The following is a 22883-nucleotide window of genomic DNA, read 5'->3' as shown; positions in this document are numbered from 1 at the left end:
CGTGCCCGCGCCACCGCGCGACTTTCGCTTCGGATGGCGCGGCCGCCGTCGTGACGGCTCGCCGCGCCGCGGGATCGTCATCGCCTTCGACGCTGCAGCCGCGCGCGCGGCGCTCGCACGCGACGGCGTCGCAGTGCTGTCGCTCGACGTCCGCGGGCCGGCACGACCGCCGGCGGCCGGCGCACGGGAGGTCACGCGCTTCACGCGTCAGCTCGCGAGCCTGCTGCAGGCCGGGCTGCCGCTCGCACCGTCGCTCGAGATGCTCGCGCGTATCCGTACGCACGACGGCATGCCGCGCATCGCCACGGGCCTCGCCCGCGAAATCGTCGGCGGCCGACGCTTCGCCGACGCGCTCGCCCGTTACCCGGCCCAGTTCGGCACGCTGTATCGCCAATTGATCGAGGTCGGCGAGGCATCCGGTTCGCTCGACGTCGTGCTGACACGCGTCGCGGAGCACCGCGAACGCGCCGACGCGCAGTGGCGCAAGCTGCGGGCCGCCCTCGCGTATCCGGCTGCCGTCATCCTGTTCGCACTGGCGATCTCGGCAGCATTGATGGTGTGGGTCGTGCCGACGTTCCGCCAGATCTTCGATGGCTTCGGCGCCGCACTTCCGGCGCCGACCCGCATGCTGCTCGCGCTGTCCTCCGCGCTGTCGGCGTGGGGCGGCATGCTCGCAGCCGGTGCCGCCGCAACGGGGCTCGCCGTCCATCACGCGCTTCGGCGGTCGGCGCCGCTGCGCCATGCTGCCGCACGGCACCTGCTGCATGCGCCGTTCGTCGGCAGCGTGCTCGAGCGGTACGCGGCCGCGCGCTGGTGCCGCTCGCTTGCGACACTGCTCGGCGCCGGCGTGCCGCTCGCCGATGCGTTCGCGACGCTCGAGCGCACGGCCGGCCATCCGGTGTTCGCACACGCCACCGCGCACATCGCGGCGCGCGTGCTGCGCGGCGTGCGTCTCGCCGACGCGATGCAGTCGGCCGGCTGCTTTCCGGACGACGTCGTGCAACCGATCGCCGTCGCCGAGGAAACCGGCGCGCTCGACACGATGCTCGCCGATATCGCCGCGCTGTGCGAACGCCAGCTCGACACACGCCTCGATGCGCTCGCGGCGCTCGGCGAACCGCTGATCGTGATCGTGCTGGGCGCACTCGTCGGTGGCCTCGTGATCGCGATGTACCTGCCCATCCTTCAGCTCGGCAACGTGGTGTAGCATCGCAACCGATTCTGTCGCCTTTTAGCCCGAACCTTGAGCCTCATGACGCCCGCGCCCCTGTCCGCCGTTCCCGATTCGCCCGAGAGCACGCTGCTCGCGCTGGCGATGCTGCCGCCCGCGCTGCAGTATGCGTTCGCGGTCGTCATCGGCCTGTGCATCGGCAGCTTCCTGAACGTGGTCGTGCACCGGCTGCCCGTGATGATGCAGCGCGCGTGGCAGGCCGAGATCGACGAAGCGACCGGCAACGCGAGCACCGCACCCGACGACGGCTATCCGCCGCACTACGATCTGTGGCGCCCGCGCAGCGCCTGCCCGCATTGCGGCCACGTGCTGCGCGCGTGGGAAAACATCCCGCTCGCCAGCTACCTGATGCTGCGCGGGCGCTGCCGCCGCTGCGGCCACGCGATCGGCATCCGCTATCCGCTCGTCGAGCTCGCATGCGCGCTGCTCGCGGCCGGCTCGCTCGCCGCGTTCGGCCCGACCGTCGCCGCGCTTGCCGCCTTTGCGCTGTGTGCGGCGCTGCTCGCGATGAGCGCGATCGACATTCGCACCGGCTACCTGCCCGACTCGATGACGCTGCCGCTCCTGTGGGCCGGGCTCGTGCTGAACCTCGGCGGCACGTTCACGTCGCTGCGCTCGGCCGTGATCGGCGCGATGGCCGGCTACCTGTTCCTGTGGTCGATCTACTGGCTGTTCAAATGGCTGCGCGGCATCGAGGGCATCGGCTTCGGCGACCTGAAGCTGCTGGCCGCGCTCGGCGCGTGGATGGGCTGGGCCGCGCTGCCGCAGGTCGTGCTGTTCGCCGCGGTGACGGGCGCGATCGTCGGGCTCGTCGCGACCTGGCGCGGCCGCATGCGCTTCGAGGAGCCGATTCCGTTCGGCCCGTTCCTCGCGGCCGGCGGCGTCGCGACGCTGTTTTTCGGCACCCCCTTCTATTCGGCGCTCGGAGGCTGACATGTTCGCAGTAGGACTCACGGGCGGCATCGGCAGCGGCAAGACGACCGTCGCCGATCTCTTCGGCGCCCGCGGCGCGTCGCTCGTCGATACCGATCTGATCGCCCACCGCATCACCGCGCCGGGCGGCCTCGCGATGCCCGCGATCGAACAGGCTTTCGGCCGCGGCTTCGTCGCCGCCGACGGTTCGCTCGATCGCGCGAAGATGCGCACCCTGATCTTCAGCGACGACGCTGCGCGCCGGCGCCTCGAAGCGATCACGCACCCGTTGATCCGGGCGGAAACCGATCGCGAGGCGCGCGAAGCGCAGGGCCCGTACGTGATGTTCGTCGTGCCGCTGCTCGTCGAGTCGGGCAACTGGAAGGCGCGCAGCGACCGCGTGCTCGTCGTCGACTGCCCGGTCGAAACGCAGATCGCACGCGTGATACGGCGCAACGGGTTCACGCGCGAGCAGGTCGAAGCGATCATCGCGCGACAGGCGACGCGCGAAGCCCGCCTCGCGGCGGCCGACGACGTGATCGTCAACGACGCTGTCACGCCCGACGCGCTCGCCGCGCAGGTCGATGCACTGCACCAACGCTATGTCGGATTCGCGACCGCCGCGCACTGAAACTCGCGCACGATCGTGATGGTGTACGAAATTGGCGCGTTGCTAGGGTAGAGAGTGGGCATTAGAATGTCCTTCATTGTTTCTATCCCTACCCAAGAGGCGAGCGCGCTTGATTCTTTACGAGTATCCGTTCAACGAGCGAATTCGCACGCTGCTGCGCCTCGAAGATCTGTTCGAGCGCTTCACGTTCTTTTTGGCTCAGGAGGACCCGCGTGAACATCACGTCGCGCTGACGACGCTGTTCGAAATCGCCGAGGTAACGGGCCGCGCGGACCTGAAATCGGATCTGATGAAGGAGCTCGAACGTCAGCGTCAGACGCTCGCCCCCTTTCGCGGCAATCCGGGCATCGAGCAGAACGCGCTCGAAGCCGTGCTCGGCGAAATCGAGCAGACGCTCGCGAATCTCGCGCAGATGCAGGGCAAGACCGGCCAGCACCTCGTCGACAACGAGTGGCTCGCCAGCATCCGCAGCCGCGCGGTGATTCCCGGTGGCACGTGCAAGTTCGACCTGCCGTCGTACTACGCGTGGCAGCAATGGCCCGCCGAGCAGCGGCGCCAGGACATCACGAAGTGGATCCTGCCGATGCTGCCGCTGCGCGACGCCGCGTCGATCGTGCTGCGGCTCGCGCGCGAATCGGGTCAGGCGTCGAAGGTCATGGCGATGCAGGGCAGCTACCAGCAGATGCTGTCCGGCCGCACCTACCAGCTGATGCAGGTGCGCGTACCGCCGGAGCTGCGCGTCATTCCCGAAGCGAGCGCCAACAAATACATGCTGTGGGTACGGTTCACCATGCAGGACGGCGATGTGCGGCCGCGCGCGGTGGACATCGACGTGCCGTTCCATCTGACACTGTGCAATCTGTAACGGCCGCGTGCCGGATCGCTTTCGTATGACTACCGTTGTGAAATGCCCGTCGTGCAGCGCCGAAGTGCGCTGGACACCTGAAAATCAGTACCGCCCGTTCTGTTCGGCCCGCTGCAAGCAGCTCGACCTCGGCGCATGGGCCGCAGAAAAGTACCGGATCGGCGGTTCCTCGGACGAGGGCCCGTCGTCGGAAGAAGACGGCACGGACGGCCGCCGCGACAGCTGAGCGGCGCACAGCACCGCCCGCCGGCGATATGGCCCGCCTTTTCGGCGGGCTCCCACGGCGTCAGTTCGACGCCGCTTCCTTCTCCAGCAATTCGAGCACCGGCAGCGCAGCCGGCAGCAGCGGCGCGACGTCGACCGGCAGTTGCTGCCACACGAACGCCTGCCCTTCCTTGCTGTGCGGCTCGCCCGTCCAGCCCGTCACCTTGCAGAAATAGAGCCGCACGTACGCATGCGGATAATCGTGCTCGAGCGTGTGCCAGCGATGGCTGGCCGTGACTTCAATGCCGAGTTCCTCGTGCAGCTCGCGCGCAAGCGCATCCTCGACGCTTTCGCCCGCTTCCAGCTTGCCGCCCGGGAATTCCCAGTAGCCTTCGTACGGCTTGCCCTTCAGGCGTTGCGCGAGCAGATATCGGCCGTCCGGCTGCACCATCACGCCGACCGCAACCTCCGTCACCTTGCGGCCATCCGGCGCGTGCACGGCGCCCTGTGCGGGATCCACGCTCATGCCTGCTCCTTGCGGCCCGACCAGTCGCGTGCGAACTGCCACGCAACGCGGCCCGACCGCGAACCGCGCTCGAGCGCCCAGACGAGCGCGTCGCCGCGCGCGGTCTCGATCTCTGCGTCCGGGCAGCCGAAGTGACGCAGCCAGTGCGCAACGATACCGAGGTAGTCGTCCTGCTTGAACGGATAGAAGCTGACCCACAGACCGAAGCGCTCCGACAGCGAGATCTTCTCCTCGACGACTTCGCCGGGGTGAATCTCGCCGTCCGGCAGATGCTTGTACGACTCGTTGTCGCTCATGTACTCGGGCAGCAGATGGCGGCGGTTCGACGTCGCATAGATCAGCACGTTGTCCGACTGCGCGGCGATCGAGCCGTCGAGCGCGACCTTCAGCGCCTTGTAGCCCGATTCGCCGTCCTCGAACGACAGGTCGTCGCAAAACACGATGAACCGCTCCGGACGCTGCGAGATCAGGTCGACGATGTCGCCGAGATCGTGCAGGTCGTCCTTGTCGACTTCGATCAGGCGCAGCCCGTCGTTCGCATAGGCGTTCAGGCATGCCTTGATCAACGACGACTTGCCGGTGCCGCGCGCACCGGTCAGCAGCACGTTGTTGGCCGGCTTGCTCTGCACGAACTGCCGCGTGTTCTGGTCGATCAGCCCTTTCTGGCGATCGATGTTGTGCAGGTCGTCGAGCGTGATCGACGACACGGCCGGTACCGGCTGCAGGTAGCCGCGCCCCTGGCGCTTGCGCCAGCGGAATGCGTGGGCGGCGTTCCAGTCGATGGCCGCCGGTGCGGGCGGCAGCATCCCCTCGAGGCGGCCGAGCAGCGCTTCGGCGCGCGTCAGAAACTGTTCAAGCTTGTCCATGTCGTTCGAACGCTCCCGATCAGGAGCGGTAGTCCGCGTTGATGCTCACGTAATCGTGCGACAGGTCGCACGTCCAGACGGTGGCCTGCGCGTCACCGCGGCCGAGCAGCACGCGGATCGTGATCTCGCTCTGCTTCATCACGCGCTGGCCGTCCTCTTCCTGGTAGGCCGGATTGCGGCCGCCTGCCTTCGCGACGAGCACGTCGTCGAGATAGAGGTCGATCTTGCCGACGTCGAGATCCGCGACGCCCGCATAGCCGATCGCCGCGAGAATCCGGCCAAGGTTGGGGTCGGATGCGTAGAAGGCCGTCTTCACGAGCGGCGAATGGCCGATCGCGTACGCGATCTGACGGCATTCCGCGACGTCCTTGCCGCCTTCGACCTGCACCGTCATGAATTTCGTCGCGCCTTCACCGTCGCGCACGATCAGCTGCGACAGCACCTGCGCGACTTCCGTCACCGCGTCGCGCAGCGCCGCATAGGCCGGCGAATCGGTCGACGTGATGGCCGGCAGCGTGCTCTTGCCCGACGCGATCAGGATGAACGAGTCGTTCGTCGACGTATCGCCGTCGATCGTGATGCAGTTGAACGAGCGGTCGGCGACTTCCTTCACGAGCGTGTCGAGCACCGGCTGCGCGACGTTCGCATCGAACGCGAGGAAGCCGAGCATCGTCGCCATGTTCGGCTTGATCATGCCCGCGCCCTTGCTGATGCCCGTCAGCGTGACCGTATGGCCGTCGATCGTCACCTGGCGCGACGTGGCCTTCGGCAGCGTGTCGGTCGTCATGATCGCCTGCGCGGCGTCGAACCAGTTCGCGGCCTTGCGGTTCGCGAGCGCAGCCGGCAGCCCCGCCTTCAGGCGGTCGATCGGCAGCGGCTCGAGGATCACGCCGGTCGAGAACGGCAGCACCTGCGCCGGCTCGATGCCCGCGAGACGTGCAAGTTCCGTGCAGGTTTCACGTGTGTTCACGAGGCCCGGCTCGCCGGTGCCCGCGTTCGCATTGCCCGTATTCACGACCAGCGCGCGAATGCCCGCGCCGCCCGCACGCACCTTTGCCAGATGCTCGCGGCAGACGGTGACCGGCGCTGCGCAGAAACGGTTCTCGGTGAACACGCCCGCGACCGTCGCGCCTTCGTCGACGGAGATGACCAGCACGTCCTTGCGATTCGGCTTGCGGATGTTCGCTTCCGCCCAGCCGAGCGTGACGCCGGCGACGGGATGCAGTTGGGCGGGATCGATCGACGGAAAATTGACAGCCATGGGGCACACCTGCCGGATGGAAAATGCCGGCACATGCCGGCATCGATTGGAAGAACCGGCGGCCGCACGCGCGGGCCGCCGCAACTCACGTCACTGACTCGAAGCTCCGAGCGAAGCGGCACGCGGATGCGCGCCGCCGTCGATCATGACAGCTTCCCGTGACATTGCTTGTACTTCTTGCCGCTGCCGCACGGGCACGGGTCGTTGCGGCCGACCTTCGGCATCTCGCCGCCGGGGCCGCTGTGGGTCATCGCGCTGCCGACCATGTCGGCCGTCGCCGTGGCCGCCGCGACAGCCGTCACGTTCGCCACCGGCGCACCGGCTTCCGCGTAGTCGGCGTGCTGGTACTCGACGTTCCCGAGCTGGTCGCCGCGCTCCTCGATCTGCTCGACTGCTTCCTCGAGCTGCTCCGGCGACTGGATCTGCACATTCATCACGACGCGCGTGACTTCCTGCTTGATCGCATCGAGCATCGCGGCGAACAGTTCGAACGCCTCGCGCTTGTATTCCTGCTTCGGATTCTTCTGCGCATAGCCGCGCAGGTGGATACCCTGGCGCAGATGGTCGAGCGCCGCAAGGTGCTCACGCCACAGGCGGTCGACCGTCTGCAGCATCACCGAGCGCTCGAATGCGCTGAACGATTCGCGGCCGACCAGCGCGACCTTGGCCTCGTACTGCTCGTCGGCGGCCGTCATCACCGCGTCGAGGATTTCCTCGGCCGTGATCGACGACGACTCGTTCACCATTTCCTGGATCGCGAGGTCGAGCTGCCAGTCGTTGCGCAGCGCTTCCTCGAGCTCGGGCACGTCCCACTGCTCTTCGATGCTGCCTTCCGGCACGAACTGGTGAACGACTTCGGTCACCACGCCGTGGCGCATCGCGGTGATCGTCTCGGTGATGTCGTGCGCTTCGAGCAGTTCGTTACGCTGCTGGTAGATCACCTTGCGCTGGTCGTTCGACACGTCGTCGTATTCGAGCAGCTGCTTGCGGATGTCGAAGTTGCGCGCCTCGACCTTGCGCTGCGCCGATTCGATCGAGCGCGTGACGATGCCTGCCTCGATCGCCTCGCCTTCCGGCATCTTCAAGCGATCCATGATCGAACGCACACGGTCGCCCGCGAAGATGCGCAGCAGCGGATCGTCGAGCGACAGGTAGAAGCGCGACGAGCCCGGATCGCCCTGGCGGCCCGCACGGCCGCGCAGCTGGTTGTCGATCCGGCGCGATTCGTGGCGCTCGGTGCCGATGATGTGCAGGCCGCCCGCGGCCTTCACCTGCTCGTGCAGCGTTTCCCACTCGTCGTGCAGCTTCTGGATGCGGCGCGCCTTTTCGTCGGCCGGGATCGCGTCGTCGGCCTCGATGAACGCAGCCTGCTTCTCGGCGTTGCCGCCCAGCACGATGTCGGTACCGCGACCGGCCATGTTGGTCGCGATCGTCACGCGGTTCGGACGGCCGGCTTCCGCGACGATCGCCGCTTCACGCTCGTGCTGCTTCGCGTTCAGCACTTCGTGCGGCAGCCCGGCCTGCTTCAGCAGGTGCGACAACAGCTCGGAGTTCTCGATCGACGTCGTGCCGACCAGCACCGGCTGGCCACGCTCGTAGCAGTCGCGGATGTCGCGGATCACCGCGTCATACCGCTCCTTGGCCGTCTTGTAGATCTGGTCCTGCTTGTCGATCCGCTTCGGCGGGCGGTTGGTCGGGATCACGACCGTCTCGAGGCCGTAGATCTCGTTGAATTCGTATGCTTCGGTATCCGCGGTACCGGTCATGCCGGCCAGCTTCGCGTACATCCGGAAGTAGTTCTGGAACGTGATCGAGGCGAGCGTCTGGTTCTCGCTCTGGATCTTCACGTGCTCCTTCGCCTCGACCGCCTGGTGCAGGCCGTCGGACCAGCGGCGGCCGGCCATCAGGCGGCCCGTGAATTCGTCGACGATGACCACTTCGCCGTTCTGCACGACGTAGTGCTGATCCTTGTGGAACAGCGTGTGGCCGCGCAGCGCCGCATACACGTGGTGCATCAGCGTGATGTTCTGCGGCGCGTACAGGCTCTCGCCCTCGCCGATCAGGCCCCATTCGGCGAGCAGACGCTCGGCCTTCTCGTGGCCCGATTCCGTCAGGAACACCTGGCGTGCCTTCTCGTCGAGCGTGTAGTCGCCCGGCTTCTCGACGCCCGTGCCGTCGGCCTTCTCTTCGCCGATCTGGCGCTCGAGCAGCGGCGGCAATGCGTTCATCCGCACGTACAGCTCGGTGTGATCTTCAGCCTGACCCGAAATGATCAGCGGCGTACGCGCCTCGTCGATCAGGATCGAGTCCACTTCGTCGACAACCGCAAAGTTCAGCGCCCGCTGCACGCGCGCGTCGGTCTCGTAGACCATGTTGTCGCGCAGGTAGTCGAAGCCGAACTCGTTGTTCGTGCCGTACGTGATGTCCGCGGCGTACGCCTGCTGCTTCTGGTCGTGCTCCATGCCGGACAGGTTGATGCCGACCGACAGACCGAGGAAGTTGTAGAGGCGCGCCATCCATTCGGCGTCGCGCTGCGCGAGGTAGTCGTTGACGGTCACGACGTGCACGCCACGGCCGGCCAGCGCATTCAGGTACACGGGCAGCGTCGCGACGAGCGTCTTGCCCTCGCCGGTGCGCATTTCCGCGATCTTGCCGTAGTGGAGCACCATGCCGCCGATCATCTGCACGTCGAAGTGCCGCATCTTCAGCACGCGACGGCTGGCCTCGCGACAGACCGCGAACGCCTCGGGCAGCAGCTTGTCGAGCGATTCGCCGGCCGCGACCCGCTGACGGAATTCGTCCGTCTTGCCGCGCAACTGGTCGTCCGTCAGCTTCTCGATCTGCGTTTCGAGCGCATTGATCGTCGTGACGGTCTTTTGGTATTGCTTGACGAGCCGCTGGTTGCGGCTGCCAAAAATTTTCTGGAGAAAACCGGTTGTCATCGGATCGGATCCTGCGTCGCAGCACCGGCGCCCGGCGCGTGTTGCGCGCCCCGGCGCCCGAGCCTCGGCGGCTTAGCGAATTAGTGGACTCAAACGTCGAATTTTAGCACGCGGGAACGCGTACGCCCGTGTCTCGGCGGGACGGGCGCTGCATGCCGACGGCCGGGCTGGCGGGGCGAAAGCCGCCCGTGCACGGGCCCGCACGGGTACAATCGGCAGCAACGTCCGCGCGCGTGCGCGCTCGAAGAAAGCCTCGATGAACCGATTTTCCAAGCGTTTCGGCCCGCTCGCCGCCTATCGCCCGCAACCCGTGTCCGAAGTGCTCGGTCGTACCGACGCGTTCGCGGCGCTGCGCGCCGGCGTCGAGCAGATCGCGTCGCTGCAGCGCGACCTCGGCGAGTTCCTGCCCGACTACCTCGCGAATCACGTCGAACCGGGCTTCGTCAAGGACGGCACCCTGACCCTCTTTGCCGCGCACAATGCGCTGGCCGCCCGGCTGCGACAGGTCGAGCCGCGCCTGCTCGGCGATCTCCAGAAGCGCGGCTGGCCCGTGACGGCGCTGCGCGTGCGCGTGCGACCGAAGGACGCGCCGGAGCCGCCGCACGTGAAGCAGGCGCGGATGACCTCGGTCGGCGCCGTCGCGTTGCGCGAGCTCGCCGATCACCTCGAACCGTCGCCGCTGCAGGACGCGCTTGCACGAATGGCCGCCCGGCACGGCGCGAAGCCGCGCTGACGGCACGCGTCACCGGCGGCAGCCGGCCAACAAAAAAGCGGCCCGAAGGCCGCTTTTTTTATCGCTCGAGCTGAACGCAGGTCACGCGAAAGCCGTCTGCGCGTCGAACGCAAACCCTTTCGGCGCGGCCTGCGAATCGTCGAACGTCACGATCTCGTACGCGTCTTCATGCGCGAGCAGTTCGCGCAGCAGTGCGTTGTTCAGGCCGTGGCCCGACTTGTACGCGGTGTACGACGCCAGCAGCGGATGGCCGATCACGTACAGGTCGCCGATCGCGTCGAGCATCTTGTGCTTCACGAACTCGTCGTCGTAGCGCAACCCGTCGTTGTTCAGGATCCGGTACTCGTCGAGCACGATCGCGTTGTCCATGCTGCCGCCGCGCGCCAGGCCGATCTCGCGCAGCATTTCGGCCTCATGCGCGAAGCCGAACGTGCGCGCACGCGCGATCTCGCGCACGTACGACGTGGTCGCGAAATCAACCTCGAGCTCCTGGCCCGTCTTGTCGACGGCCGGATGACGGAAGTCGATCGAGAACTTCAGCTTGAAGCCGAAATACGGGTCGAGACGCGCGAACTTGTCGCCATCGCGGATTTCGACCGGCTTCGTCACCTTGATGAAGCGCTTCGGCGAATTCTGCTCCTCGATGCCGGCAGACTGGATCAGGAACACGAACGTTGCCGCGCTGCCGTCCATGATCGGGATTTCCTCGGCCGTCACATCGACGTACAGGTTGTCGATGCCGAGGCCCGCGCACGCGGACATCAGGTGCTCGACGGTCGACACGCGCACGCCATCCTTCTGCAGCACCGACGCGAGCCGCGTGTCGCCGATCGACATCGCCGATGCGGGAATGTCGACGGGCGTGGGCAGGTCGACGCGTGAAAAGACGATGCCCGTGCCGGGCGCGGCGGGACGGAGCGTCAACTCGATCTTGCGGCCCGAGTGGACACCGATACCCACGGTCTTCACGATGGATTTGATGGTGCGCTGCTTCAACATGGTGTTCTTCGTCTTGATTGAAGATATCAATCAGGAGTTATATTCGATAGGCGGGATTATAGCGTAATTCCCTATTCAACGCTGTTTGAAACTGCGTATCAATCTGTTTCGGCAGTTTACCCGCGCCGATACGGGACGGGCCGATGCCCGGAACGGAGGCGTTTCCGGTCATCAGCCCGTGTTACAACTGCCCTGAGGTCGGTGAGCAGCGTTGCCGGAAGGCAACGGCGCACCGCACGATCAGGACGTCAACGTCGCGAGAACACTCGCCGCATCGCTCACTTCGAATTTGCCCGGCGCCTCGACGGCCAGCGTCTTGACCACACCGCCGTCAATCACCATCGCGTAGCGCAGGGAACGAATTCCCATGCCACGCGCGGACAAATCCTGCGTCAGCCCCAGCGCATGAGTGAAAGCCGCGCTGCCGTCCGCCATCATGCGCACCTTGCCCGCGGTGTGCAGATCACGTCCCCATGCGCCCATCACGAATGCGTCGTTGACGGACACGCACCAGATCTCGTCGATCCCCGCCGCGCGTAGTTGCTCGGCGTGTTCGACGTAGCCCGGCACATGCTGCGCCGAGCAGGTCGGCGTGAAAGCGCCCGGCAATCCGAAGATCACCACCCGCTTTCCCGCAACCTGGTCGCGCACGCTGTAGGCATTCGGCCCCAGCGTGCACCCTTCTCGCGCGTCGTCGATGAACTCGAACAGTTGCGCGTCGGGCAGCGCGTCGCCCACTTGAATCATGGCTGGTCCCTCATAGCGATACGGTTTTTCAGCGTGTTGCGGACAGCACGGCCCATCCCGCCCCGCCTAAGCGAAGAGGGCACGTTTCCCGGCCCGGCGTCGCAGCCGACGCGGCCTGTCGTGGTCCGTAGCATCCGTCACGCCGGCGATACCGCGGCAGTTTCGCCGCGGCTTCGCCTGTGTTTGCGTCAGTCAGCCTGCTTGCGCAGGAAAGCCGGGATGTCGTACGTGTCGACCCCCTTCTCCTGCAGCGCCTGCACGTGCGATGCCGCGGTTTCGCGCGAATTGCGCCACACTGCCGGCGTATCCAGCGCGCCGTAGTCTGCCGTGCTGACGTGGTGCGTCGGTGCATAGCCGTGCGAAACCGCGCTGACCGGCTGGTTGTCCGTACCCGTGCGCAGCAGCGTCATCGGTGCCGACTGCTGCTTCTTCGCCGCACGGCCCAGACCCGTTGCCACGACCGTCACCCGCAGCGCATCGCCCATCGCGTCGTCGTACACCGCGCCGAAGATCACCGTGGCATCTTCCGCCGCGTAGCTCTTGATCGTGTTCATCACTTCGCGCGTTTCCGACAGGCGCAGCGAACGGCTCGACGTGATGTTGACCAGCACGCCGCGCGCGCCCGACAGATCCACGCCTTCCAGCAGCGGGCTCGCCACGGCTTGCTCTGCCGCGAGGCGTGCGCGATCGACGCCGGCAACCGTCGCCGTGCCCATCATCGCCTTGCCCTGCTCGCCCATCACCGTCTTCACGTCTTCGAAGTCGACGTTCACGAGGCCATCGACGTTGATGATTTCCGCGATGCCTGCAACCGCGTTGTTCAACACGTCGTCTGCGCACTGGAAGCACTTGTCCATCTCGGCGTCGTCGCCCATCACGTCGAACAGCTTGTCGTTCAGAACGACGATCAGCGAGTCGACGTGATCCTCCAGTTGCTGCGAACCTGCTTCAGCGACGCGCATGCGCTTGCCGCCTTCGAACTCGAACGGCTTGCTGACGACACCGACCGTCAGGATGCCCATCTCCTTCGCGATTTGCGCGACCACCGGTGCCGCGCCCGTGCCCGTGCCACCACCCATGCCGGCCGTGATGAACACCATGTGCGCGCCGCGCAGTGCGTCGGCGATGCGCTCACGCGCTTCTTCCGCTGCCGCACGACCCATTTCCGGCTTCGCACCGGCGCCGAGGCCCGTATTGCCAAGCTGGATCACCGACGATGCTCGCGAACGCGACAGCGCCTGGGCGTCCGTGTTCATCACGATGAAGTCGACGCCCTGCACGCCGCGGTTGATCATGTGCTGGACGGCATTGCCGCCAGCGCCGCCAACGCCGACCACCTTGATGATGGTGCCGTTGGTTTCGGTTTCCAGCATTTCGAATTCCATTGTTGCCTCCGTCAAGAGAATGACTACTACTCGGCCGTTATTCGGCAGGAGATCGGGCAACCCCCTGTCGCGCGCCAGCCGCCGGCACCAGCGCGAATTTCGATTCGGTTCAGTTCGTCAGAAGTTGCTCAGGAACCATTCCTTCATCCGCGAGAACACCTGCCCCGCGTTGCCGGACTGCACGGCGACCTTGCGGCCGCGCATGCGCTGCGCACTGCCTTCGACGAGCAGCCCCATCGCCGTCGAGTAGCGCGGATTGCGCACGACGTCGGAGAGGCCGCCTGCATATTCCGGCGCGCCGATGCGCACCGGTTTCAGGAAAATGTCTTCGCCGAGCTCGACCATGCCCGGCATCATCGATGCCCCGCCGGTAATGACCACGCCGGAGCTCAACAGTTCTTCGTAACCCGATTCGCGCACGACCTGCTGCACGAGCGAGAACAGTTCCTCGACACGCGGCTCGATCACGGCGGCGAGCGCCTGGCGCGACAACGTGCGCGGGCCGCGTTCGCCGAGGCCCGGCACTTCGACCATTTCGTCAGGATCGGCGAGCGCCTGCTTCGCGATCCCGTAGCCGACCTTGATGTCTTCCGCATCCGGCGTCGGCGTGCGCAGCGCCATCGCGATGTCGCTCGTGATCTGGTCGCCGGCGATCGGAATCACCGCCGTGTGTCGGATCGCGCCTTCCGCGAAGATCGCGATGTCCGTCGTGCCGCCGCCGATGTCGACCAGCACCACGCCGAGATCCTTCTCGTCTTCCGTCAGTACCGCCAGCGACGACGCGAGCGGCTGCAGGATCAGGTCGTTCACTTCCAGCCCGCAGCGGCGCACGCACTTGACGATGTTCTGCGCGGCGCTCACCGCGCCCGTCACGATGTGCACCTTCACCTCGAGGCGGATACCGCTCATCCCGATCGGCTCGCGCACGTCTTCCTGGCCGTCGATGATGAATTCCTGCGTGAGGATGTGCAGCACCTGCTGGTCGGTCGGGATGTTGATCGCCTTCGCGGTCTCGATCACGCGCGCGACGTCCGTCTGCGTGACTTCCTTGTCCTTGATCGCGACCATCCCGCTCGAGTTGAAGCTGCGGATGTGGCTGCCCGCGATCCCCGTGAACACGTTGGTGATCTTGCAGTCGGCCATCAGCTCGGCTTCCTCGAGCGCGCGCTGGATCGACTGCACGGTGGCCTCGATGTTGACCACCACGCCTTTCTTCAGACCCTTCGACTCGCTCTGGCCGAGACCGATCACCTCGTAGTGACCCTCGCCCTTCAGCTCGGCGACGATGGCCACCACCTTCGACGTGCCGATGTCGAGGGAAACCAGCAGATCCTTGTAGTCTTTGCTCATAAAGTGCTCTTGCGTGTGATCTCTCGTTACTTCTTGCGCTTGTCGGTATCGGTCAGGAACCGCATGCCTGCCGCACGAATCGCGAATCCGTTCGGATAACGCAGGTCCGCGTACTCGATGTCGTTGCCCCAACGCTCCGTGACCGCCGGCCAGGCGGCGACCAGGCGCTGGCTCCGGTCATGCAATGTGTCGCTGTTGCGTTCCTTGCCCAGCTCGACCTGCATGCCGTTCGACAGCTTCACCGTCCACGCGTACCGCGCCGACAGCGTCACTTCTTCCGGCGCCGCCTTCAGCGGCGCAAACCATTTCCCGAAGTCGCGATACCGCGTGACGACTTCCTTCGCACTGCCTTCCGGGCCGTCGAACGCCGGCAGCTCCTGCTCCAGCTCGCCCTGGTTCGCGGTGAACAGCTCGCCGTCGACGCTCACCAGTTGGTCACTGCCCCAGGTCCCGAGCGGTTTGTACTCCTCCAGCGTGACAGCCAGCGCATTCGGCCACACCCGGCGCACGCTCGCGTGACGCACCCACGGCATCTGCTCGAACGCGGCGCGTGCCGTGTCGAGGTCGACCGTGAAGAAATTGCCCTTCAGCCGGCCGACCACGCCCGCGCGCACCGTCGGCGAGTTGATGTGCTCGGTATCGCCATCGATCCGGATTTCCCGCAGCGCGAACGTCGGGCGCTGGATCAGCCAGTAGCAACCGGCCGCCGCCAACACGAGCAGCAGCAGCGCGTAGAGCACGCTGGCGGCAAGGTTGAGTTGGCGAACGTTGTTCCACATACGTCGTTCCGTTCCTGCGTCAGTCGTTGAGCGTGAGCGACAGCACCTTCACGACCAGCTCCGAATAGCTGATGCCGACCGCACGCGCGGCCTTCGGCGGCAGCGAATGGTCGGTCATCCCGGGGGCCGTGTTCACTTCCAGGAAATACGCGTTGCCGGCCGCGTCGAGCATGAAATCCGCCCGGCCCCAGTCGGTGCAGCCGAGCACGTCGAACGCACGGCGCGCGATGCGCTTGAGTTCCGCTTCCTGGTCGGCGGGCAGCCCGCACGGAATCAGGTATTGCGTGTCGTCGGCGACGTACTTCGCGTGATAGTCGTAGAACTCGCCGGCCGGCACGATCTTGATCACCGGCAGGTCGAGATCGCCGGCGATGCAGGCGGTGTATTCGCCGCCGCCCTCGATGCTCTTCTCGACGATCACGATCGGGTCATGCTTCGCGGCTTCCGCGAGTGCGGCCGGCAACGCGTCAGCCGTCTTCACCTTCAGCACCGCGACGCTCGAGCCTTCGCTTGCCGGCTTCACGAACAGCGGCAGGCCGAGCTTCGCGACGATGTCGGTCGCGCGCGCGGCCAGGTCGTCGCCGCGCATCACCGTCTCGAACGGCGGCGTCGGTATGCCCGTCTGCTGCCACACGAGCTTCGTGCGGAACTTGTCGAGGCCGAGCGCCGACCCGAGCACGCCGCTGCCCGTATAGCGAATGCCGTAGAAATCGAGCGCGCCCTGGATCTGGCCGTTCTCGCCGTAGCCGCCGTGCAGCGCGTTGAACGCGCGCACGAAGCCTTCGTCCTTCAGCGCCGCCAGCGGACGCTCGGCCGGGTCGAACGGATGCGCGTCGACGCCCGCGTCACGCAGGCCCTGCAGCACGAGGCGGCCCGATGTGAGCGACACCTCGCGCTCCGACGACTCACCGCCGAACAACACCGCCACCTTGCCGAAACGCTTCGGATCAATCCCGCTCATGTCATGCCTTCTGTTGAGTGTGCTGTGCGACCTTCGCCGGCACGCCGCCGATCGAACCCGCGCCCATCGTGATCACCACGTCGCCGCCCTGCGCGACCTTCGCCAATGCGTCCGGCACGTCGTCGACCGTCGCGACGAACACCGGGTCAACCTTGCCCACCGCGCGCAGCGCACGCGACAGCGCGTCGCCGCTCGCCGTCGGGATCGCGGCCTCGCCGGCCGCGTAGACTTCCGTCAGCACCAGCGCATCGACCGTCGACAGCACGTTGACGAAATCGTCGAAGCAGTCGCGCGTGCGCGTGTAGCGGTGCGGCTGGAACGCCAGCACGAGGCGGCGGCCCGGGAACGCACCGCGTGCGGCCGCGATCGTCGCGGCCATCTCGACCGGGTGATGGCCGTAGTCGTCGATCAGCGTGTACTGGCCGCCGTCAGCCGCCGGCACCTCGCCGTAGCGCTGGAAGCGCCGGCCGACGCCGTTGAATTCCGCCAGCGCCAGCTGAATCGCGTCGTCCGACACACCAAGATCGGTCGCGATCGCGATCGCCGCGAGCGCGTTCTGCACGTTGTGCAGGCCCGGCATGTTCAGCACGACCGCGAGCGGCGCACGACCTTCGCGGATCACCGTGAAGTGCATCCGGCCGTCGCGCGCGTCGATGTCTTCCGCGCGCACCTGCGCATCCGGCGACAGGCCGTAGCGCACGACCGGCTTCGAGATGAACGGGATGATCTGCCGCACGTTCGGATCGTCGACGCACACGACCGCGCTGCCGTAGAACGGCAGGCGCTGCGTGAATTCGATGAACGCCTGCTTGAGCCGCGCGAAATCGTGGCCGTAGGTGTCCATGTGGTCGGCATCGATGTTCGTGATGACTTCGATCACCGGATACAGGTTCAGGAACGACGCGTCCGACTCGTCGGCCTCGGCGACGATGAAATCGCCGGTGCCGAGCCGCGCATTCGCGCCGGCACTGATCAGGCGGCCGCCGATCACGAAGGTCGGGTCGAGGCCGCCCGCCGCGAGCACGCTCGCGACGAGGCTCGTCGTCGTGGTCTTGCCGTGCGTGCCGGCGATCGCGATCCCCTGCTTCAGGCGCATCAGTTCCGCGAGCATCACCGCGCGCTGCACGATCGGCACGCGCTGGTGGCGGGCGGCGAGCACTTCCGGGTTGTCCGACCGCACGGCCGTCGACACGACGACCGCGTTCGCGCCCTCGATGTTCGCCGCGTCGTGGCCGATCGCGATCCGTGCGCCGAGAGCCGCGAGGCGATCGGTCACCGCATTGCGCGACAGGTCCGAGCCGCTGACCTCGTAGCCGAGATTGACGAGCACTTCGGCGATGCCGCTCATGCCCGCGCCGCCGATCCCGACGAAATGAATGTGTTTGACGATGTGTTTCATTGCAGTGTTTCCAGGTTCGCGCCGGCCGCCTTCGCGCACACGCGCGCGACTTCGTCGGTGGCCTCGGGCTTCGCCAGCGAGCGCGAACGTTCCGCCATGTCCGCGAGCGACGCCCGCGACTGGCCGCGCAGCCAGTCGGCAAGCAGCTCCGCCGACAGGTCGCGTTGTTGCACCAGCACGGCCGCGCCCGCATCGGCGAGGAACGCGGCATTGGTCGTCTGGTGATCGTCGACCGCGTGCGGGAACGGCACGAACAGCGCCGCCACGCCCACCGCCGCGATCTCCGACACCGTCATCGCGCCCGACCGGCAGATCACCAGGTCCGCCGCCGCATACGCGGCAGCCATGTCGTCGATGAACGGCACGAGCCGCACGTCTTCGCCGGCCGCGAAACCGGCCGCTTCGTAATTCGCCTTCAATGCTTCGATGTGCTTCACGCCGGCCTGGTGCACGACGCGCGGGCGCTCGCCCGCCGTCAGCAGCGCCAGCGCGCGCGGCACGACTTCGTTCAGCGCGGCCGCACCGAGGCTGCCGCCGACCACCAGCACGTTCAGCGGGCCGCTGCGCGACGCATAGCGTGCTTTGGGCGGTTCCGTGTGCGCCAGTTCCGCGCGAATCGGGTTACCCGTCCATTCCGCATGCGGCAGCGCGCCGGGGAACGCGACGAGCACGCGCTTCGCGAGTTTCGCGAGCACCTTGTTCGTCAGGCCCGCGATCGAATTCTGTTCATGCAGCACGAGCGGACGCCCCGACAGTGCGGTCATCACGCCCGCCGGAAACGTGATGTAGCCGCCCATCCCGAGCACGACGTCCGGCCGCACGCGGCGCAGTGCGCCGAGGCTCTGCCAGCACGCACGCAGCAGGTTGACCGGCAGCGTCAGCTTGGTCTTCAGGCCCTTGCCGCGCAGCCCGCCGAACCGCACGTATTCCATCGGAATGCCGTGCTTCGGCACGAGCGTCGCTTCCATCCCGGCCGGATTGCCGAGCCATACGACGCGCCAGCCCGCCGCTTCCATCCGGTGCGCGACCGCGAGCCCCGGGAACACATGGCCCCCGGTGCCGCCTGCCATCACCATCAGCGTGCGTTGCGACGCGGTCATACCTTCCCTCCGCGCATCAGCACCCGGTTTTCGTAGTCGACCCGCAGCAGCACCGCGAGCGCGACGCAGTTCATCAGGATGCCCGAGCCGCCGTAGCTCACGAGCGGCAGCGTCAGGCCCTTGGTCGGCAGCAGGCCGAGGTTCACGCCCATGTTGATGAACGTCTGTGCACCGAACCAGATGCCGATGCCCTTCGCCATCAGGCCGGCGAACGTGCGATCGAGCGCGAGCGCCTGGCGGCCGATCTCGAACGCGCGGCGCACGATCCAGTAGAACAGCAGGATCACGACCAGCACGCCGACGAAGCCGAGTTCCTCGCCGATCACCGCGAGGATGAAGTCGGTATGCGCTTCCGGCAGGTAGTTCAGCTTCTCGATGCTGCCGCCAAGACCGACGCCGAACCATTCGCCGCGGCCGAATGCGATCAGCGAGTGCGTGAGCTGGTACGCCTTGCCCTGCGCGTAGCGCTCGTCCCACGGATCGAGATACGCGAAGATCCGCTCGCGACGCCACGGCGACAGCCACACGAGCATCGTGAACGTGCCGACCGCCGTCGCGACGAGGCCGCCGAACAGCTTGCCGTTCACGCCGCCGAGGAACAGCACGCCCATCGCGATCGCGGCGACCACCATGAACGCGCCCATGTCGGGCTCGAGCAGCAGCAGCGCGCCGACCAGGCCGACCGCGAACGCCATCGGCAGGAAGCCTTTCGCGAAGCTCTGCATGTATTCCTGCTTGCGCACCGTGTAGTTCGCCGCGTAGATCGTCACCGCGAGCTTCATGATTTCCGACGGCTGCATGTTCGTGATGCCGAGCGGAATCCAGCGGCGCGCACCGTTCACGCCCTTGCCGACGTGCGGGATCAGCACGATCACGAGGCCGACGAGCGCGATCAGGAAGAGGTGCGGCGCGTACTTGTCCCACGTCGAGATCGGCACGCGGAACGCGATCACCGCCGCGATGAACGCGACGACGAGCGAGATGCAATGGCGCATCAGGAACGCATAGTCGTGATACGACGCGTATTTCGGCGAATCGGGCATCGCGATCGACGCCGAATACACCATCACGACGCCGAGCCCGAGCAGCGCGATCGCGACCCACAACAGCGAGTAATCGAAATCGAGCATCCGCGAACGGCTCGGGCGCACGCCGTTGACGACGCTGGCGAGGCCGCCCGTCGCAGCGCGCGTGGCCGACGCGACGCGGCCGCCCGCGGCATTGCCGCCGGTGTCGCGCCGGTCGTTGAAACGGGAGACGAGGCGATCGGACCAGCTCATTGCGTCGCTCCTTTATCGATGGCGATTTCGTCGACCGCCGCGCGGAACACATCCGCGCGATGGGCGTAGTTCCTGAACATGTCGAGGCTCGCGCATGCCGGCGACAGCAGCACCGCATCGCCCGGCTCCGCGACGTCGGCCGCCGCGTGCACCGCGCCTTCGAGCGTCGTGTGGTCGGCGAGCGGCACGCCCGTATCCGCGAGCGTGTCGCGGATCGCCGGCGCGTCGCGGCCGATCAGCATCACCGCGCGGCACCAGCGTGCGACCGGCGCGACCAGCGGCGCGAAATCCTGGCCCTTGCCGTCGCCGCCCGCGATCAGCACGATCTTCTGCGCGAGCCCGTCGAGCGCGGCAACCGTCGCACCGACGTTCGTGCCCTTGCTGTCGTCGACGTAGTCCACGTCGTCGATCGTCGCGATCACTTCGACGCGATGCGCTTCGCCGCGGTATTCGCGCAGTGCGTGCAGCAGCGGCGCGGCCGGCAGGTCGATCGCGCGGGCGAGCGCGAACGCGGCCAGCGCGTTCGCCGCGTTGTGCAGCCCGCGAATGCGCAGCGCGTCGGCCGGCATCAGGCGCTTCTGCGCGATGTCGGGTGTATGCGCGGCGTCGCGCTTGCGGCGGCGGGTCGTCGTCGCTTCATCCGGCGCGTCGCGATCGACGGCTTCCACCAGCCATGCGATGCCGTTGTCGCGCGACAGCCCGTAATCGCCGTCCTGTACCGGTTCGTTCAGGCCGAACGTGACCGTGCGCGGCGCGTCGGCCGCGCCGGTTGCCGGCGCGAACTTCATCACGGCCGCATCGTCGCGGTTCAGCACGCGCGTCGTCGTCGCGCCGAAGATCCGGCCCTTTGCCTGCGCGTATGCGTCGAAGCTGCCGTGCCAGTCGAGGTGGTCCTGCGTGATATTGAGGATCGCGGCCGCATCGGGCGCAAACGTGCGCGCGGTCTCGAGCTGGAAGCTCGACAGTTCGAGCACCCATACGTCGGGCAGCGCGGTTTCGTCGATCGCGTTCGCAAGCCGGTCGAGCATCGCCGGGCTGATGTTGCCCGCGACCGCGACCTTCTTGCCCGAGCGCTGGCACAGCAGGCCCGTGAGACTCGTCGTCGTGGTCTTGCCGTTGGTGCCGGTGATCGCGAGCACCTTCGGCTGGTAGCCGCTCGTGCCGAGCGCGCGCAGCGCCTGCGCGAAGAATTCCAGTTCGCCCCACACCGCGATCCCGCGCTCGTTCGCAGCGGCGACCAGCGCCGCGAGCGCCGGTTCGAGCGGCGACAGGCCGGGGCTCAGCCCGACGAGCTCGACACCGCCGTCGAGCAGCGCCGGCGTGAACGCCCCGCCGACGAATTCCGCATCGATGCCTTCGGCCTGCAGCGCGGCAAGGTTCGGCGGCGCCTCGCGGGTATCGGCAATACGCAGCCGGCACCCGTGCCTCGCGCACCATCGCGCGATCGCGAGACCCGATTCCCCGAGCCCCAGTACGAGCACCATCGGCCGTTGCCGATCTCCAAACATCTCGCCAGACATCCTTGTTACCTTTCCTTTACCGCAGCTTGAGGGTGGTCAGACCGAACAGGCACAGCATCAGCGTGATGATCCAGAAACGCACGACCACCTGCGTTTCCTTCCAGCCGGACAATTCGAAATGGTGATGCAGCGGTGCCATCTTCAGCAGGCGCCGCCCTTCGCCGTAACGCTTCTTCGTGTACTTGAACCACGAAACCTGCAGCATCACCGACAGTGTTTCCGCGACGAAGATGCCGCCCATGATGAACAGCACGATTTCCTGGCGCACGATCACCGCGACCGTGCCGAGCGCGCCGCCGAGCGCCAGCGCGCCGACGTCGCCCATGAACACCTGCGCGGGGTGCGTGTTGTACCAGAGGAACGCGAGCCCTGCCCCACCCATCGCGGAACAGAAGATCAGCAGTTCGCCCGCGCCCGGAATGTGCGGGAACAGCAGGTATTTTGAATAGACCGCGCTGCCCATCACGTACGCGAACACACCGAGCGACGCACCGACCAGCACGACCGGCATGATCACGAGGCCGTCGAGGCCGTCGGTCAGGTTCACCGCGTTGCTCGCGCCGACGATCACGAAGTAGGTCAGCACGATGAAGCCCCACACGCCGAGCGGGTAGCTGATCGACTTCAGGAACGGCAGCATCAGGTCGGCACGTGCCGGCAGCCCCATCGACAGCCCGCTCCGCACCCACGCCATGAACAGGTCGAACACGCGCACGTTGTTCGCCTCGGACACGCTGAAGGCAAGGTAGACGGCCGCGAACAGCCCGATCACCGACTGCCAGAAATACTTCTCGCGCGACGACATCCCGCGCGGGTCCTTGTGGACGACCTTGCGGTAATCGTCGACCCAGCCGATCACGCCGAAGCCGAACGTGACGAGCATCACGATCCAGATGAAACGGTTCGTCAGGTCGCCCCACAGCAGCGTCGCGACCGCGATGCCGATCAGGATCAGCACGCCGCCCATCGTCGGGGTGCCGGACTTGACGAGGTGGGTCTGCGGGCCGTCCTTGCGCACGGCCTGCCCGACCTTCATTTGCGTCAGCTTGCGGATCACCCACGGTCCGCACACGAGCCCGATCCCGAGCGCGGTGATGGTGGCCATCACCGCACGGAACGTGAGGTACGTGAACAAGCGCAAAAAGCTTGCGTCTCCTTGCAGCCATTGCGCCAGCGCCAGCAGCATGCTTCC

General features: G+C 66.8%; 21 protein-coding genes. 6 read left to right on the top strand and 15 right to left on the bottom strand.

Features of this window, described 5'->3' with window-relative positions:
• Position 1 precedes the first annotated feature (1 nt).
• From AC5LXK_RS02620 to AC5LXK_RS02600, 5 genes are all read left to right on the top strand, one after another.
• Complete coding sequence (locus AC5LXK_RS02620) at positions 2 to 1207, top strand: type II secretion system F family protein (RefSeq protein ID WP_493390188.1); 1206 nt, start codon at positions 2 to 4, stop codon at positions 1205 to 1207.
• 45 nt (positions 1208 to 1252) lie between these two features.
• Positions 1253 to 2164 (top strand): prepilin peptidase, encoded by a 912-nt coding sequence (locus AC5LXK_RS02615; RefSeq protein WP_493390187.1) that lies wholly within the window; start codon positions 1253 to 1255, stop codon positions 2162 to 2164.
• 1 nt (position 2165) lies between these two features.
• Positions 2166 to 2774, top strand: a complete 609-nt coding sequence (coaE, locus tag AC5LXK_RS02610; protein WP_493390186.1) for a dephospho-CoA kinase — start codon at positions 2166 to 2168, stop codon at positions 2772 to 2774.
• 109 nt (positions 2775 to 2883) lie between these two features.
• Positions 2884 to 3639: a cell division protein ZapD gene (gene zapD, locus AC5LXK_RS02605; RefSeq protein ID WP_493390185.1), complete on the top strand. Its 756-nt coding sequence runs from the start codon at positions 2884 to 2886 to the stop codon at positions 3637 to 3639.
• A gap of 25 nt (positions 3640 to 3664) precedes the next feature.
• Positions 3665 to 3865, top strand: coding sequence for a DNA gyrase inhibitor YacG (locus tag AC5LXK_RS02600; RefSeq protein ID WP_493390184.1), 201 nt, complete (start codon positions 3665 to 3667; stop codon positions 3863 to 3865).
• Positions 3866 to 3925: 60 nt separating this feature from the next.
• Here the strand turns inward: AC5LXK_RS02600 and AC5LXK_RS02595 are convergent, their stop codons facing one another.
• The 4 genes from AC5LXK_RS02595 to secA form a co-directional block, all read right to left on the bottom strand.
• Entirely contained in the window at positions 3926 to 4369 is a 444-nt protein-coding gene (locus AC5LXK_RS02595) for an NUDIX domain-containing protein (protein WP_493390183.1), read from the bottom strand.
• Positions 4366 to 5235, bottom strand: a complete 870-nt coding sequence (locus AC5LXK_RS02590; protein ID WP_493390182.1) for an ATP-binding protein — start codon at positions 5233 to 5235, stop codon at positions 4366 to 4368. The genes AC5LXK_RS02595 and AC5LXK_RS02590 overlap by 4 nt, the downstream gene beginning before the upstream one ends.
• 19 nt (positions 5236 to 5254) lie before the next feature.
• Entirely contained in the window at positions 5255 to 6496 is a 1242-nt protein-coding gene (argJ, locus tag AC5LXK_RS02585; RefSeq protein WP_493390181.1) for a bifunctional glutamate N-acetyltransferase/amino-acid acetyltransferase ArgJ, read from the bottom strand.
• Between the two features lie 143 nt (positions 6497 to 6639).
• Positions 6640 to 9438 (bottom strand): preprotein translocase subunit SecA, encoded by a 2799-nt coding sequence (gene secA / locus AC5LXK_RS02580; protein ID WP_493390180.1) that lies wholly within the window; start codon positions 9436 to 9438, stop codon positions 6640 to 6642.
• Between the two features lie 256 nt (positions 9439 to 9694).
• Here secA and AC5LXK_RS02575 point away from each other — a divergent pair, with 256 nt between their 5' ends.
• A complete protein-coding gene (locus AC5LXK_RS02575) occupies positions 9695 to 10171 on the top strand; it encodes a DciA family protein (RefSeq protein ID WP_493390179.1) in 477 nt (158 codons plus the stop codon).
• Positions 10172 to 10252: 81 nt separating this feature from the next.
• Here the strand turns inward: AC5LXK_RS02575 and lpxC are convergent, their stop codons facing one another.
• The 11 genes from lpxC to mraY form a co-directional block, all read right to left on the bottom strand.
• On the bottom strand, positions 10253 to 11170 hold the full coding sequence (gene lpxC / locus AC5LXK_RS02570) for a UDP-3-O-acyl-N-acetylglucosamine deacetylase (RefSeq protein ID WP_493390178.1): 918 nt from the start codon (positions 11168 to 11170) through the stop codon (positions 10253 to 10255).
• A gap of 240 nt (positions 11171 to 11410) precedes the next feature.
• Positions 11411 to 11917 (bottom strand): peroxiredoxin, encoded by a 507-nt coding sequence (locus AC5LXK_RS02565; protein WP_011544504.1) that lies wholly within the window; start codon positions 11915 to 11917, stop codon positions 11411 to 11413.
• 188 nt (positions 11918 to 12105) lie between these two features.
• The gene (gene ftsZ / locus AC5LXK_RS02560) at positions 12106 to 13302 is read right to left on the bottom strand and encodes a cell division protein FtsZ (protein WP_011350843.1); all 1197 of its coding nucleotides are present in this window, start codon (positions 13300 to 13302) and stop codon (positions 12106 to 12108) included.
• Between the two features lie 117 nt (positions 13303 to 13419).
• The gene (gene ftsA / locus AC5LXK_RS02555) at positions 13420 to 14652 is read right to left on the bottom strand and encodes a cell division protein FtsA (protein WP_006487138.1); all 1233 of its coding nucleotides are present in this window, start codon (positions 14650 to 14652) and stop codon (positions 13420 to 13422) included.
• A 26-nt stretch (positions 14653 to 14678) separates the two neighbouring features.
• Entirely contained in the window at positions 14679 to 15431 is a 753-nt protein-coding gene (locus AC5LXK_RS02550) for a cell division protein FtsQ/DivIB (protein WP_493390177.1), read from the bottom strand.
• A 19-nt stretch (positions 15432 to 15450) separates the two neighbouring features.
• Positions 15451 to 16392: a D-alanine--D-alanine ligase gene (locus AC5LXK_RS02545; RefSeq protein WP_493390176.1), complete on the bottom strand. Its 942-nt coding sequence runs from the start codon at positions 16390 to 16392 to the stop codon at positions 15451 to 15453.
• 1 nt (position 16393) lies between these two features.
• Positions 16394 to 17791: a UDP-N-acetylmuramate--L-alanine ligase gene (murC, locus tag AC5LXK_RS02540; protein ID WP_493390175.1), complete on the bottom strand. Its 1398-nt coding sequence runs from the start codon at positions 17789 to 17791 to the stop codon at positions 16394 to 16396.
• Entirely contained in the window at positions 17788 to 18891 is a 1104-nt protein-coding gene (gene murG, locus AC5LXK_RS02535) for an undecaprenyldiphospho-muramoylpentapeptide beta-N-acetylglucosaminyltransferase (protein WP_493390174.1), read from the bottom strand. Before murG ends, murC begins: the two co-directional genes overlap by 4 nt.
• Complete coding sequence (ftsW, locus tag AC5LXK_RS02530) at positions 18888 to 20171, bottom strand: putative lipid II flippase FtsW (protein ID WP_493390173.1); 1284 nt, start codon at positions 20169 to 20171, stop codon at positions 18888 to 18890. Before ftsW ends, murG begins: the two co-directional genes overlap by 4 nt.
• Positions 20168 to 21679: a UDP-N-acetylmuramoyl-L-alanine--D-glutamate ligase gene (gene murD, locus AC5LXK_RS02525; protein WP_493390172.1), complete on the bottom strand. Its 1512-nt coding sequence runs from the start codon at positions 21677 to 21679 to the stop codon at positions 20168 to 20170. The genes ftsW and murD overlap by 4 nt, the downstream gene beginning before the upstream one ends.
• 28 nt (positions 21680 to 21707) lie before the next feature.
• A complete protein-coding gene (mraY, locus tag AC5LXK_RS02520; protein WP_006477019.1) occupies positions 21708 to 22877 on the bottom strand; it encodes a phospho-N-acetylmuramoyl-pentapeptide-transferase in 1170 nt (389 codons plus the stop codon).
• Between the last annotated feature and the right edge of the window lie 6 nt (positions 22878 to 22883).

Source organism: Burkholderia pulmonis (assembly GCF_984667975.1).
This window is presented reverse-complemented; position numbering and strand designations above follow the sequence as displayed.

What these genes read in the sequence shown, in the direction of transcription:
- AC5LXK_RS02615 (WP_493390187.1), top strand. Translation starts at nt 1,253, where the DNA reads ATGACGCCCGCGCCCCTGTCCGCCGTTCCCGATTCGCCCGAGAGCACG.
- coaE (WP_493390186.1), top strand. Translation starts at nt 2,166, where the DNA reads ATGTTCGCAGTAGGACTCACGGGCGGCATCGGCAGCGGCAAGACGACC.
- AC5LXK_RS02600 (WP_493390184.1), top strand. Translation starts at nt 3,665, where the DNA reads ATGACTACCGTTGTGAAATGCCCGTCGTGCAGCGCCGAAGTGCGCTGG.
- AC5LXK_RS02595 (WP_493390183.1), bottom strand. Translation starts at nt 4,369, where the DNA reads ATGAGCGTGGATCCCGCACAGGGCGCCGTGCACGCGCCGGATGGCCGC.
- AC5LXK_RS02590 (WP_493390182.1), bottom strand. Translation starts at nt 5,235, where the DNA reads ATGGACAAGCTTGAACAGTTTCTGACGCGCGCCGAAGCGCTGCTCGGC.
- argJ (WP_493390181.1), bottom strand. Translation starts at nt 6,496, where the DNA reads ATGGCTGTCAATTTTCCGTCGATCGATCCCGCCCAACTGCATCCCGTC.
- secA (WP_493390180.1), bottom strand. Translation starts at nt 9,438, where the DNA reads ATGACAACCGGTTTTCTCCAGAAAATTTTTGGCAGCCGCAACCAGCGG.
- AC5LXK_RS02575 (WP_493390179.1), top strand. Translation starts at nt 9,695, where the DNA reads ATGAACCGATTTTCCAAGCGTTTCGGCCCGCTCGCCGCCTATCGCCCG.
- lpxC (WP_493390178.1), bottom strand. Translation starts at nt 11,170, where the DNA reads ATGTTGAAGCAGCGCACCATCAAATCCATCGTGAAGACCGTGGGTATC.
- AC5LXK_RS02565 (WP_011544504.1), bottom strand. Translation starts at nt 11,917, where the DNA reads ATGATTCAAGTGGGCGACGCGCTGCCCGACGCGCAACTGTTCGAGTTC.
- ftsZ (WP_011350843.1), bottom strand. Translation starts at nt 13,302, where the DNA reads ATGGAATTCGAAATGCTGGAAACCGAAACCAACGGCACCATCATCAAG.
- ftsA (WP_006487138.1), bottom strand. Translation starts at nt 14,652, where the DNA reads ATGAGCAAAGACTACAAGGATCTGCTGGTTTCCCTCGACATCGGCACG.
- AC5LXK_RS02550 (WP_493390177.1), bottom strand. Translation starts at nt 15,431, where the DNA reads ATGTGGAACAACGTTCGCCAACTCAACCTTGCCGCCAGCGTGCTCTAC.
- AC5LXK_RS02545 (WP_493390176.1), bottom strand. Translation starts at nt 16,392, where the DNA reads ATGAGCGGGATTGATCCGAAGCGTTTCGGCAAGGTGGCGGTGTTGTTC.
- murC (WP_493390175.1), bottom strand. Translation starts at nt 17,791, where the DNA reads ATGAAACACATCGTCAAACACATTCATTTCGTCGGGATCGGCGGCGCG.
- murG (WP_493390174.1), bottom strand. Translation starts at nt 18,891, where the DNA reads ATGACCGCGTCGCAACGCACGCTGATGGTGATGGCAGGCGGCACCGGG.
- ftsW (WP_493390173.1), bottom strand. Translation starts at nt 20,171, where the DNA reads ATGAGCTGGTCCGATCGCCTCGTCTCCCGTTTCAACGACCGGCGCGAC.
- murD (WP_493390172.1), bottom strand. Translation starts at nt 21,679, where the DNA reads ATGTTTGGAGATCGGCAACGGCCGATGGTGCTCGTACTGGGGCTCGGG.
- mraY (WP_006477019.1), bottom strand. Translation starts at nt 22,877, where the DNA reads ATGCTGCTGGCGCTGGCGCAATGGCTGCAAGGAGACGCAAGCTTTTTG.